Source organism: Streptomyces sp. NPDC047117 (assembly GCF_040643545.1).
Lineage (GTDB): Bacteria > Actinomycetota > Actinomycetes > Streptomycetales > Streptomycetaceae > Streptomyces.
The window spans coordinates 164383-176728 of the sequence record NZ_JBEYUN010000003.1 but is presented as its reverse complement, the minus strand read 5'-3'; the positions used below and the strand labels follow the sequence as shown (position 1 = coordinate 176728).

Here is a 12346-nt window from a genome sequence, read left to right as displayed (position 1 = left end):
CGGACACCTTTCGGGAGGCATCAGCCGCACCCGGCGCTGAAGCCGCAGGCCGTCAGGCAGCGGCATAAGGGGGTGCGGACATCGGGGTGGAGAGCGGCCGTCATCCCGCTCTCGAAGGCGATCATCTTCTTGCCGTGGTCCTGGGCGAACGTCATCTCTCTTGAAGATGTGGGTGTCGTGGCCCCAGTTGCTCCAGAACGCCGCTGGGTTGCCGGTCTGGGTTTTACATCGTTGAAAGGGCGCTGTAAACCCCTCGCGCGCGGCAGTTGAGAGACACGAGAAGACCAGCGCTGCGGGTGCCCCTCAGCCCCCCGAGCTCTCCCGTACGAGCAGTCGGTGTGCGGCCACCTTCTCGACGGCGGCGGCGTCGGCTTTTCCGCTGTCGGCATTTACGCTGTCGATGCGGTCCAGCAGCATGCCCACCGCGTCCTGTGCGATGCCGGGCTTGTCCGGGGCCACGGTGGTGAGGGTGGGGATGCTGTAGCGGGTGGCCTCGATGTCGTCAAAGCCCACGACGTCCAGGTCCTTCGGCACCGACCAGCCGTCCTCGTGCAGGGCGCGTACGGCGCCGAGCGCCAGGTGGTCGTTGAGGCAGAGCAGTGCGTCCGGCGGCTCCGGCCCCCGCATGAGGGCGCGGGCGGCACTCGCCCCGTCGGCCCAGCGGTAGGCGGGCACCGGCACCACGAGGTCGTCCGGCAGCGGGACGTCCGCGGCGTCCAGCGCCTTCTGATACCCCATCGTGCGCAGTCGGCCGGTGTTCCGCGGGCCGCGCAGGGCGCCGCCGATCACCGCGATCCTGCGGCGGCCGCGCGACAGCAGGTGTTCGGTGGCCTCGCGGGCCGCCACCACGTTGTCGATGGCGACGTGGTCGGCGCTGCCGGGCGGATTGCACTCGCCGAGCAGCACCAGCGGCAGCCGGGTGTCGCGCCGGGCGAGGTCGCGGGGCCGCAGGGCGAGCGGGCTGAGGATGACGCCGTCGGTGAACTCCGCGTCAAATCCCTGTACGGCGGCGATCTCGCGCTCCCGGCGGCCGCCGGTCTCCAGGATGAGGACGGTGCCGCCGCGCCGCTCAGCTTCCAGCATGATGTGGTGCGCGAGTTCCGCGAAGTAGGCGATGTCCAGGTCGGGGACGGCGAGGGCGATCATGCCCGTGCGGCCGCGGCGCAACTGGCGGCCCGCGATGTTGACCCGGTAACCGAGGGCGTCGATGGCCTCCCGGACCACGGTCCGGGTCCGGTCGGAGACGTGCTCGTAGTCGTTGAGGACGTTCGACACCGTCTTCGGGGAGACGCCGGCGTACTCCGCGACGTCCTTGATCCTTGGCCTGCCCATATGCCGTGCTTCCTTCCGCCACCGGGATCGTATCCGGCCGCCGCCGGCGGGCCGCCGGGCGGATGCGACAGGCGTGTCCGTACGAAAACTTTGCCGATCGCCAGTATTTACATCGATGTAAGTGCATGGTGGCATGAGCTCGACCCGAGTGCACCGGCACAAGCGAGGAGCAGTATGAGCAGGCCCCTGCCCACGGACGTTCCGCGTCCCGAGTATCCGCGCCCCCAGTTCGCCCGGGCCGCATGGCTGAACCTCAACGGCCGCTGGCAGTTCGAGGTGGACCGGGCGGACAGCGGCCTGGAGCGCGGGCTGCGCGACCGTGACCTCTCGGGCGAGATCACGGTGCCGTTCTGCCCCGAGTCCGAGCTGTCCGGTATCGGCGACACCGACTTCATGGAGGCCGTCTGGTACCGGCGCACCGTGACGGTCCCGGCCGAGTGGGCCGGATCGGAAGTGCTGCTGCACTTCGGAGCGGTGGACCAGGACGCCACGGTCTGGGTCAACGGCACCGAGGTGGCACGCCATCGCGGCGGTTTCACCCCGTTCACCGCGGAGTTGCGCGGCGTGGCCGCGCCCGGCGAGAACGCGGTGATCGTGGTGCGGGCGCGGGACAGCCGGCACGGTCCGCAGGCCCGCGGCAAGCAGGCCACCTGGTACGCCAACACGCACTGCCACTACACCCGGACCACCGGCATCTGGCAGACGGTGTGGCTGGAGCCGGTCCCGGTCCGCACCCGCTTCAAGCGCCCCCGCATCACCCCCGACCTGGGCTCGGGCGCCTTCCACCTGGAACTGCCCATCACCGCCAACCTGCCGGGCCACCGAGTGCGCGCGGTCCTCACCGACGAACAGGGCGAAGTGGTGCGCGCCGAGGCCCGCGCCGACCTCGACCTGTGCCCGCGGCTGGTGCTGATGCTCCCGCAGGACCGGGTACGAACCTGGTCGCCGGCCGACCCTCACCTGTACGGCCTGCGGCTCCAGCTGCTCGACACCGAGGGCGCCGTCGTCGACGAGGCCACGTCGTACGCGGGACTGCGGTCCGTCGCACTGCACGGCAAGCGGGTCCTGCTCAACGGCGAGCCCGTCTTCCAGCGGCTCGTGCTGGACCAGGGCTACTACCCGGACGGGCTGATGACCGCGCCCAGCGACGCCGACCTGGTGCGCGACATCGAGCTCGGCCTGCGGGCCGGCTTCAACGGCGCCCGGCTGCACCAGAAGGTGTTCGAGGAGCGGTATCTCTACCACGCCGACCGGCTGGGCTATCTGGTGTGGGGCGAGTTCGGCGACTGGGGCTGCGAGACCGGCGTCCGCGACGACAATCAGCGCCCGGACGCCAGCTACGTCGCGCAGTGGCTGGAGGCGCTGGAGCGGGACCACTCGCACCCCGCGATCATCGGCTGGTGCCCGCTGAACGAGACCTACCAGCACCTGCACGACCGGATCACCGGGCTCGACGACGTCACGCGGGCGATGTTCCTGGCCACCAAGCAGGCCGACCCCAGCCGGCCGGTCATCGACGCCTCCGGCTACGCGCACCGGGTGCCGGAGACCGACATCTACGACTCGCATTGCTACGAGCAGAACGTCGAGGCGTTCGCCAAGACGATGTCGGGGCTCGCCGAGGACCGCCCGTACCTCAACACCGGCCTTGACGGCCGTACTTGGTCGGTCCCGTACCGCGGGCAGCCGTACTTCTGCAGCGAGTTCGGCGGCATCTGGTGGGACCCCGCCGCAGCGGACACCGCGGCCGGCGACGAGACCGGCACGTCCTGGGGGTACGGCGAGCGGCCGCGCAGCGCCGAGGAGGTCATCGCGCGTTTCACCGGCCTGGTGGACGTGCTGCTCGATGACCCGGACATGTTCGGCTACTGCTACACGCAGCTCACCGACGTCTTCCAGGAACGCAATGGCGTCTACGGGTTCGACCGCAGCGAGAAGTTCGACATGGCCGTACTGCGCCGCGTCCAGCAGCGCGCGGCGGCCTGCGAGACCACCGGCTGAGCACCACCTTGCCGTACACCGATGCAGAGAGAGGCAGCTCCATGGTCGACCTGTCCCGGCGGGACGTGCTGCGGGCTTCGCTGGCCTCGGCCGCCGTACTGGCCGCCGGTGGGACACTCACCGGCTGCGGTACGGCCGCGGCCGCCGGTGACCCGCGTACCGTGCACCTGTGGGACCTGTTCAGCGGCGCCGACGGGGTCCTGCTGAACGATCTGTTGCGTACCGCCCGGCCGGACATGCCCGGTACCCACGTCGAGCGCACCGTGCTGGAGTGGGGCACGCCGTACTACACCAAACTCGCGATGGCCTCGGCCGGCGGGCGCGGGCCGGACGTCGCCATCGCGCACATGTCGCGACTGGCGGGTTACGCGCCCACGGGGCTGGTGGACCCATGGGACTCCGATCTGCTCGCCGAGTTCGGTGTCCGCGAGGAGGACTTCGCCGACGCGGTGTGGCGCCGCACGCAGTACCGCGGCCGAACCTACGCCGTACCGCTGGACACCCACCCCTTCATCGTCTTCTTCCACCCCGCCGTCGCCCGCAAGGCCGGGCTGCTGACGGGCGACGGTGCGCTGGACCAGGAAGCTTTCTCCTCCCCGGCGCGCTTCCTGGAGGCGGGGAGGGAGCTGGCGAAGGCATCCGGCAAGCAGGGCGTGTCCTTCGGATACGTCAATGACACGGCTCAGGGCTGGCGGCTGTTCTACGGGCTGTACCGGCAGACCGGGAACGACTTCGCACTGCCCGAGGGCGGCCCCGTCACGGCGGACGCGGACGCCATGGCCGAGGTCATCGCGTTCATGGCCAAGCTGGTCGACGGGCGCGCCAACCCCCGCCGCCTGGACTACCCGGCGGCGCTGGCCTCCTTCACCAACGGGCAGACGGCCATGACACTGACCGGGGAGTGGGAGCTCGGCACCTTCCGCGCCGCCGACCCGAAGGTCGGTGCCGCGCCCTTCCCCACGGTGTTCGGCACCCCGGCGATCTACGCCGACTCCCACTCCTTCGTACTCCCCCGGCATCCCGGTCGCAACGCGGCACAGCGCAGGCGGACGCACCAGGCGGTGGCGGCGATCCTCAAGGCAGGCCAGATTTGGGCGAAGGCCGGTCACATCCCCGCTTACGAGCCGGTGACGCGCACCCGGGCGTACGCACGGCTCGAACCGCAGTCGCGGTACGCGCGCGCCGCCGACCACGTGGTGCTCGACCCGGCGGTCTGGTTCACCGGTGCCGGGTCCGACTTCCAGAACGCCATGTCACAGGTGCTGCAGCAGGCGCTGCTCGACGGCCTGGCGCCCGACCGGGCGGCCCGCGCCATGATCAAGCGCATCAATACGGCCCTGTCCCGGCCGAGCCCCGCCTGAGCCGCCGCGAAGGAGCCATCGATGTCCACCCAGTACGCTTCGCCCGGCAGCCCGCGAGCCGCCGCCGGCACCTCCGAAGAACCCGGCACCAGACCCGAAGGGCTCGGCACCGGAGTGCGCCGTGCCGTTCCCCCTGGTCTGCTCTTCGCGCTCCCCTTCCTTCTCCTGTTCGCCGTCTTCATGCTCTGGCCGCTGGCGGACGGCCTCTGGATGAGTCTCACCGACGCCTCACTGTCCGCCCACTCCCCCTCGTTCCTCGGCCTGGACAACTATGCGGAGGCCCTGGGCGACGCCGAGATGTGGCGCTCGGTGTGGCACACCGTGTGGTTCACCGCGGTCTCCACGGTGCCGCTGGTGATGGTGGCGCTCGGCATGGCGCTGCTGGTGCACACCGGACTGCCCGGCCAGTGGGTGTGGCGGCTGGCGTTCTTCGCCCCCTACCTGCTGCCGGTAGGCGTCATCAGCCTGCTGTGGACGTGGCTCTACCAGCCGGACCTCGGCCTCTACAACCACCTGCTGAGCGCGGTCGGCCTGGACGGCATCAGCTGGCTGAGCGACGAGTCGACCGCCCTGTACGCGATCGTGATCGCCACGCTGTGGTGGACGGTCGGCTTCAACTTCCTGCTCTTCCTCGCGGCGCTGCAATCGGTGCCGGACCACCTGTACGAGGCTGCGGCGCTGGACGGAGCCGGCGCGTGGCGGCGACTGTGGCACGTGACGCTGCCTCAGCTGCGACGCATCACCTCCGTGATCGCCGTGCTCCAGGTGCTCGCCTCGCTGAAGGTCTTCGACCAGGTGTACCTGCTGACCAAGGGCGGACCCAACGGCTCCACCCGCCCCGTCGTCGAGTACCTCTACGACATGGGCTTCACCGGCTACCGGCTCGGCTACGCCTCTGCCATCAGCTATGTCTTCTTCGCCCTCGTCGTCCTCGCCTCCGCCGCGCAGTTCCTCGCCTTCCGCCGCAGGGAGAAGTGACATGACCGCCACCGAAGCCCGGGTACGCCCGGGGCGCCGCGCCCTCTCCCCCGTCCCCGCCGTATCCCGGGCCGGGCGGACGCGGCGACCGGTTCCGCAGCGCGGCCCCAACCTCACGCTGGGAGCGAGCAGGGTCTCGCGGACGCTCGCACTGGCCACCCTCTCGGTACTGGCCCTCACCTGGCTGCTGCCGATGGCCTGGGCGGTGTTCACCTCGGTCAAGTCCGAGCGGGACGCCAGCGACGCGATGCACTGGATATGGCCGCAGGCCGGCTTCACCCTGGACGGCTTCCGTACCGTGCTCGAGCGCGGTGACCTGCCACTGTGGATGCTGAACAGCTTCGTCATCTCCGCGGCGGTCACCCTGGTCACCGTGGTGGTGTCGGCGATGGCCGGCTACGCCTTCTCCCGGACCCTGTTCCGCGGCCGCCGGTGGCTCTTCACGATGTCCACGGCGGCGATCCTGGTGCCGCCGCAGCTGCTGATGGTCCCGTGGTTCCAGCAGATGCTCACCCTGAACCTGGTCGACACCTACGCGGCCGTGATCCTGCCGCAGACGGTCGCCCCGGTGATGGTCTTCATCCTGAAGAAGCACTTCGACACCATCCCCCGTGAACTGGAGGAGGCGGCCCGGCTCGACGGCGCCGGGCACGCCCGGATCTTCTGGTCGGTGATGCTGCCCCTGTCCCGTCCGATGCTCGCCGCCGTCGCCATCTTCGTGTTCATCGGCGCATGGAACAACTTCATGTGGCCGTTCATCTCCACGTCCGACCCGGCTTTGATGACACTGCCCGTCGGCATCACCTCGGTGAAGGACGCCTACGGCGTCAACTACGCCCAGACCATGTCGTCGGCGGTACTGGCCGCACTGCCGCTGGTCCTGGTCTTCGTCTTCTTCCAGCGGCACATCGTGAAGTCGGTGGCCACCACGGGCCTGGGAGGCCAGTAGCCAAAACCATCGTGCGCACCGTTCGTTCAGCGACGAAAGGGAGAACTCATGAGCTCAGGAATACGGCGCCGGAGCGTTCTGTCCGCGGCCGCGCTGGGTGGCGTGGTCGGTTCCCTCGGCCTCTCGCGGCCGGCCTCGGCGCAGCCGTCCGTCGGTACCGGACCGTCGGCGACAACGTTGTCCGCCGAGGACGGCTACGAGCTGTGGCTGCGCTACCGGCAGGTGGAGGACCCCGGACAGCTCAAGCGCTACCGAGCCGCCCTGGGGACCCTCGTCCGGCAGGGCGGCGGCCCGCTCCAGCGATCGGCGGTGGACGAGTTGGCCCGCGGGCTGACCGGCCTGCTCGGCACGCGTGTGAAGCAACGCTCCCACGCCCCGTCCGACGCGGCACTTGTGGTGGGTACGCCGACGAGCTCCTCCCTGATCCGGGAGCTCATCCCGGCGGCCGACCTGGCCGAGCTGGGCGATGAGGGCTACGTCATCCGCCGCGTCACCAAGCGCGGGAGAATCCGCACCGTGGTGGCGGCCCATGCCGACCGCGGTGTGCTCTACGGTGCGTTCCACCTGCTGCGGCTCGTGCAGACCCGACGGCCGCTGGAGCACGTCGATCTCACGGAGCGGCCCGCCGCGCCGTTGCGCGTGGCCGACCACTGGGACAACATCGACGGTTCGATCGAGCGCGGCTACGCGGGCCTGTCCTTCTTCGACTGGGAAAGACTGCCGCAACTCGACAGCCGGTACACGGACTACGCGCGCGTCCTGGCCTCGCTCGGCATCAACGGCGCCGTGATCAACAATGTCAACACGCCCGCGGACTATCTCGCCGAGCCGTTCCTGACCAAGCTGGCCGCGCTGGCCGGCGTACTGCGCCGCTACGGCGTGGCGCTCTACGTCACGGCGAACTTCGCCGCGCCCATCGACCTGGGCGGACTGGACACGGCCGACCCCTTCGACGCGGGCGTGCGCAGTTGGTGGCAGAAGAAGGCCAAGGAGATCTACGGCAAGATCGAGGACTTCGGCGGCTTCCTGGTGAAGGCCAACTCCGAGGGGCGCCCCGGACCGCTGGACTACGGACGCACCCACGCCGACGGGGCCAACCTGCTGGCAGGCGCTCTCGAACCACACGGCGGAATCGTGATGTGGCGGTCGTTCGTCCACGACGGCGACGAGAAATGGGACCGGCAGGCCTACCAGGACTTCACCCCGCTGGACGGGAAGTTCGCGGACAACGCCATCGTGCAGATCAAGAACGGCCCCATCGACTTCCAGGTCCGCGAACCGGCCCACCCCCTCTTCGGCTCGCTGCCACGCACGAACTCGATGATCGAGCTCCAGGTGACACAGGAGTACACCGGACACTCCACCCACCTGTGCTATCTCGTGCCGCAATGGAAGGAAGTCCTGGACTTCGACACGCGCAAGGACGGCGAGGGAAGCACCGTGGCCCGCGTCGTGACCGGCCGGGTGCACTCCTACACGCACTTCGGTTTCGCCGGCGTGATGAACTTCGGCGACGCCAGGAACTGGACCGGCTCCCACCTCGCCGCCGCCAACACCCACGGCTACGGACGGCTCGCCTGGAACCCGGAGCTGTCCGCGGAGGATCTGGCCGACGAGTGGACCCGGATGACGTTCGGCAACGACCCCCACGTCATCACCACGGTCTCCGCCCTGCTGCTGGGCTCCTGGCACACCTACGAGGACTACACCTCACCGCTGGGCACCGGCTACCTCACGCATCCGCCGGACGGCTCGGTGACGGGCCACTTCGACCCCAGCCCGACCACGACCACCCAGTTCCACAAGTCGAACCGCGAGGGCATCGGCTACGACCGTACCGCCGCCACCGGCAACGGCTACACCGAGCTGTACGCACCCGCGATACGGGACACCTACGAGTCGCTGGAGAACTGCCCCGAGGAACTGCTCCTCTTCCTCCACCACGTCCCCTACACCCACCGGCTGGACAACGGCACGACCATCATCCAGCACATCTACGACACACACTTCGCCGGTGCGGCACGGGTCGCGGACATGCGCAAGGACTGGGACGGACTGCGCCGCCGCATCGACCACCAACGTTTCACCGAGGTACACCGCCAGCTCGACCAGCAGCTGACCGAGGCCACGAAGTGGCGGGACACCCTCGTCGCCTACTGGTTCGAACTCAGCCGGATCCGCGACGAGCAGCGCAGCTGGCTCCAAGCGGTCATCGCCCCGGCCGCCACGGCCCTGCTGGGCGGCGAACGCAACGAGCTGCCGGTACAGCTGGTCAATGCGACCGGCTCCGGCCTGCGCACCACCGTCTCGCTGGACGTACCGGACGGCTGGCGATCCGAGCAGGCAACCGGCTACGTGACCTCACGCGGCGACACCACGGTGAAGATGACCGTCGTGCCGCCGCCGGTCCCCGCACTCGCCACCCTGCACGCGCGCCCGAAATCGGGCTCCGTTCCGGTCCTCGATTCCTCGCTGCGCAGCCTGGCCAAGACCGTCGTCGTCCCACCCGCCTCCCGATGCGTACACGCTTTGGACGCCGGACCGGGCTCGGCGCCCGTACTCAAGGACTACACCCGTCTCTCGCCCGACAGCACCTGGCACGAAGGCGCGGACTTCGGCTGGGTGGGCAACACACCGGACGCCACCGACACCGGACTCTTCGACGTCGTGCGCCGGGACTACGTACGCGACAGCGCCCCGACCGTGCTGCGGCTGAAGCTGCCCGCAGGGCGCTGCACAGCACATCTGCTCACAGGCGATCCCCACACCTTCAACAGGACGCTGATCGTCCGCGTGGACGGCGAGGAGAAGGCCCGCAGCGAGCAGCTCGACGGACGGGAGTTCACCTGGCTCCGCATCCCGCTGGACGGCGGACCCTCAGGGCGCGACGTGGACCTGGAATTCTCCGCGAAGGAGGACCAGACCTGGCATCTCAGCGCCTGCGTGGTGGTGGCCGACGACCGGGAGTGAGCGTGGAGGGACGGCCGGCAGCCCTCCGAAAACCGGAGGCCGAGTCGGGGCGTGCTCACTACGATCCGGATCATGAGTACTCACCATGCCGGTCCTACGTTCGTCCTGGTGCACGGGGCCTGCTCCAATTCGTTCATGTGGGCGCCGATTCAACGGGAGTTGGCGCTCCGCGGCCACCGCAGCTTCGCCGTCGACCTGCCGGGCCATGGGTTCGACGCCCAGTATCCGGTGGCCTACCACGCGCCCCAGGACCTCGACGCCTGGGCGGTCGAGCCTTCAAGGTTGGCCGAGGTCACCTTGCAGGACAACGTGGACATGGTGGTCGACGTCGTCCGCAGGGTTGCCCGGCACGGGCCGGTGGTGCTGGTGGGCGCCAGTCTCGGCGGTACCACCGTCACGCAAGTGGGCAACACGATCCCCGAACTGCTGGACAGGCTCGTCTACATCTCCGCGTGGTCCTGCGTTCAGCGGTCCAGCCCGGTCGAGTACATGCAGGAGCCCGAGTTCGCCGACAACCTGCTGGCCCCGCTGGCAGCATTGAACGTGGGCGACCCGGCCGGCCTCGGCGTCGGCAGGGCCAACTACCGGACGGCCGATCCCGCCATGCTCGCCGCCGCCAAGGCAGCGATCATGGCGGACGCCACCGACGAGCAGTTCCGCGCCTTTCTCAACCTCCTGCAGCCCGATGAGTCCCTCGCCGTGATGGCGGCCGACGCCCGCGGACACGCCGACACCTGGGGAGCAATCGCTCGTACCTATATCCGGCTCACCAGTGACCGCACACTCCCGGTGGCGATGCAGGACCGACTGATCGCCGAGGGTGACGCACTCACCCCTGACAACCCCTACGACGTGCACAGCCTGGACACCAGCCACACCGGCTTCTTCCTCCAACCGGCGGCCGTGGTGGCGATCCTGGAAGAGCTGATCGCCTAGAGCCGGCCCACAACGGTGAGTGGCCGCCCCGCCCCCAATGAGGGCTTTTACGCCGACCGTTCCCACCAATGGCGCAAGCGATCGAGGCGCCCTTGCGCCAGGGTGCGGCCGTATAGTCGGCTACCTCTCATGAGGAGCATGAGAAACAGGAGCATGGGGACACTGGCAGCCGTCACCCTGGTCGCGGGAACCCTGTGTGCCGCCGTGCCGCATTCGTATGCGGAAGGCGCGAATACTGGTGCCGACCATCAGCAGGCACCGGCCGGTTCACCTCCCAAGCTGGGCGTCGACCTCGACACGGTCACCATCCCGCAGTTGCAGGCACGCATGGCTCGCGGATCGCTCACCTCGTCGGCGCTGACCAGCGCCTACCTGTGGCGGATCAAGACCATCGACCCAAAGATCCACGCGGTGCTGCGTACCGACCCGACGGCGCTGCGCCAGGCCGCTGCCAGCGATGCCCGGCATCGGCACGGACGCACCCTCGGCCCGCTCGACGGCATCCCCGTCCTGCTCAAGGACAACGTGGACACCCGCGGCATGCCGACGACGGCCGGGTCCCTCGCACTGGCCGGCAGCCCACCGAGCAATGACGCACTCCTGGTGAAGCGGCTGCGGGACGCGGGGGCGGTGATCCTCGGCAAGACCAACCTCTCCGAGTGGGCCAACTTCCGTGCGGAGAAGCCGACATCGGGCTGGTCGGCGGTGGGCGGACAGACCAACAATCCGTACGTGCTCGACCGGAATCCATGCGGCTCCTCCGCCGGTTCGGGCGCCGCGCTCGCCGCGTCCCTGGCACAGGTGGCGATCGGCACCGAGACGGACGGCTCCATCGTCTGCCCGGCCGGAATGAACGGGGTGGTCGGCCACAAGCCCAGCCTCGGCCTGGTCAGCCAGGACGGCGTGGTACCGATCTCCGCCGAGCAGGACACCGCGGGGCCCATGGCGCGCAATGTGACCGACACCGCGCTCACCCTGTCGGTGCTCAGCGGCGACCGTAACGCTTCGCGCCCCGGTGGTTCCCTCGGCCTTGCGAACGGGTCGGCTCGCACGGGCGACCTGCGCGGCAAGCGGATCGGCCTGTGGCGGCTGCCCTCGCTCGGGCCGGAGGTGGACGCGCTGATGACCCGTACCGCGAAGAAGCTGCGGGCAGCGGGAGCCACGGTCATCGAGGTGACGCCCCCGTACCAGAAGCGACTCGCCGAGCTCGAATTCCCGGCACTGCTCAGTGAGTTCCACCGGGACATCGACGCCTACCTCGCCACCCGCAAGGGGCCGCAGAGCCTCGCCGAGCTCATCGAATTCAACCGCACCCACCCCGCGGAGCAGACCTGCTTCGCCGGCCAGCAGCTGTTCGAGCAGGCCCTCGCCGCGCCGCCCACCACCGACCCCTCGTACCGGGCCAAGCGAGCCGAGCTGAAGGACCTCTCGCAGCGCTCCATCGACGAGACCATGGCCGCCCACCGGCTGGACGCCATCGCCTCGCCGACGAATCCGCCCGCCTGGACGACCGACTGCGCGCGCGGCGACAACGACGTGATCCCGTCCTCCACCCCGGCGGCCGTCGCCGGATACCCGTCTCTGTCGGTACCCGCCGGGTTCGTGAACGAGCTGCCCGTCGGCGTGCTGCTTATGGCCAGTAACCACCAGGACGGCAAGCTGCTGTCACTGGGGGCCGCGGTGGAACACCGCCTGTCCGCCTGGCGAGCGCCGCACTACCTGCGGTCGGTGGGCCCCGACGCCACCCGGCCGTCGTCATAGCCGGCGGGCTCGAAAGGCTCGGAAGGACTCGAAAGGCTCGGAAGGAAGGGCGACAGAG

9 protein-coding genes are annotated in these 12346 nt (G+C 69.6%); 7 read left to right on the top strand and 2 right to left on the bottom strand.

Annotated features, from left to right (window positions below):
* Positions 1-20 precede the first annotated feature (20 nt).
* Positions 21-155, bottom strand: a complete 135-nt coding sequence (locus tag ABZ840_RS06745; RefSeq protein WP_361554406.1) for a hypothetical protein — start codon at positions 153-155, stop codon at positions 21-23.
* 148 nt (positions 156-303) lie between these two features.
* Positions 304-1332, bottom strand: coding sequence for a LacI family DNA-binding transcriptional regulator (locus ABZ840_RS06740; RefSeq protein ID WP_361554403.1), 1029 nt, complete (start codon positions 1330-1332; stop codon positions 304-306).
* Between the two features lie 174 nt (positions 1333-1506).
* On the opposite strand from ABZ840_RS06740, the gene ABZ840_RS06735 reads away from it, so the two are divergent.
* The 7 genes from ABZ840_RS06735 (at position 1507) to ABZ840_RS06705 (ending at position 12288) form a co-directional block, all read left to right on the top strand.
* The gene (locus ABZ840_RS06735) at positions 1507-3333 is read left to right on the top strand and encodes a sugar-binding domain-containing protein (RefSeq protein WP_361554400.1); all 1827 of its coding nucleotides are present in this window, start codon (positions 1507-1509) and stop codon (positions 3331-3333) included.
* 41 nt (positions 3334-3374) lie between these two features.
* On the top strand, positions 3375-4694 hold the full coding sequence (locus ABZ840_RS06730) for an extracellular solute-binding protein (RefSeq protein ID WP_361554397.1): 1320 nt from the start codon (positions 3375-3377) through the stop codon (positions 4692-4694).
* 21 nt (positions 4695-4715) lie between these two features.
* Entirely contained in the window at positions 4716-5672 is a 957-nt protein-coding gene (locus tag ABZ840_RS06725; protein WP_361554394.1) for a sugar ABC transporter permease, read from the top strand.
* 1 nt (position 5673) lies between these two features.
* Positions 5674-6621, top strand: coding sequence for a carbohydrate ABC transporter permease (locus ABZ840_RS06720; protein ID WP_361554391.1), 948 nt, complete (start codon positions 5674-5676; stop codon positions 6619-6621).
* Positions 6622-6669: 48 nt separating this feature from the next.
* The gene (locus ABZ840_RS06715) at positions 6670-9591 is read left to right on the top strand and encodes an alpha-glucuronidase family glycosyl hydrolase (RefSeq protein WP_361554388.1); all 2922 of its coding nucleotides are present in this window, start codon (positions 6670-6672) and stop codon (positions 9589-9591) included.
* Between the two features lie 72 nt (positions 9592-9663).
* Complete coding sequence (locus ABZ840_RS06710; protein ID WP_361554385.1) at positions 9664-10527, top strand: alpha/beta fold hydrolase; 864 nt, start codon at positions 9664-9666, stop codon at positions 10525-10527.
* 138 nt (positions 10528-10665) lie between these two features.
* Entirely contained in the window at positions 10666-12288 is a 1623-nt protein-coding gene (locus ABZ840_RS06705) for an amidase (RefSeq protein ID WP_361554382.1), read from the top strand.
* The last annotated feature ends 58 nt before the right edge of the window (positions 12289-12346 follow it).

What these genes read in the sequence shown, in the direction of transcription:
- ABZ840_RS06710 (WP_361554385.1), top strand. Translation starts at nt 9,664, where the DNA reads ATGAGTACTCACCATGCCGGTCCTACGTTCGTCCTGGTGCACGGGGCC.
- ABZ840_RS06715 (WP_361554388.1), top strand. Translation starts at nt 6,670, where the DNA reads ATGAGCTCAGGAATACGGCGCCGGAGCGTTCTGTCCGCGGCCGCGCTG.
- ABZ840_RS06735 (WP_361554400.1), top strand. Translation starts at nt 1,507, where the DNA reads ATGAGCAGGCCCCTGCCCACGGACGTTCCGCGTCCCGAGTATCCGCGC.
- ABZ840_RS06725 (WP_361554394.1), top strand. Translation starts at nt 4,716, where the DNA reads ATGTCCACCCAGTACGCTTCGCCCGGCAGCCCGCGAGCCGCCGCCGGC.
- ABZ840_RS06730 (WP_361554397.1), top strand. Translation starts at nt 3,375, where the DNA reads ATGGTCGACCTGTCCCGGCGGGACGTGCTGCGGGCTTCGCTGGCCTCG.
- ABZ840_RS06720 (WP_361554391.1), top strand. Translation starts at nt 5,674, where the DNA reads ATGACCGCCACCGAAGCCCGGGTACGCCCGGGGCGCCGCGCCCTCTCC.
- ABZ840_RS06740 (WP_361554403.1), bottom strand. Translation starts at nt 1,332, where the DNA reads ATGGGCAGGCCAAGGATCAAGGACGTCGCGGAGTACGCCGGCGTCTCC.
- ABZ840_RS06745 (WP_361554406.1), bottom strand. Translation starts at nt 155, where the DNA reads ATGACGTTCGCCCAGGACCACGGCAAGAAGATGATCGCCTTCGAGAGC.
- ABZ840_RS06705 (WP_361554382.1), top strand. Translation starts at nt 10,666, where the DNA reads ATGAGAAACAGGAGCATGGGGACACTGGCAGCCGTCACCCTGGTCGCG.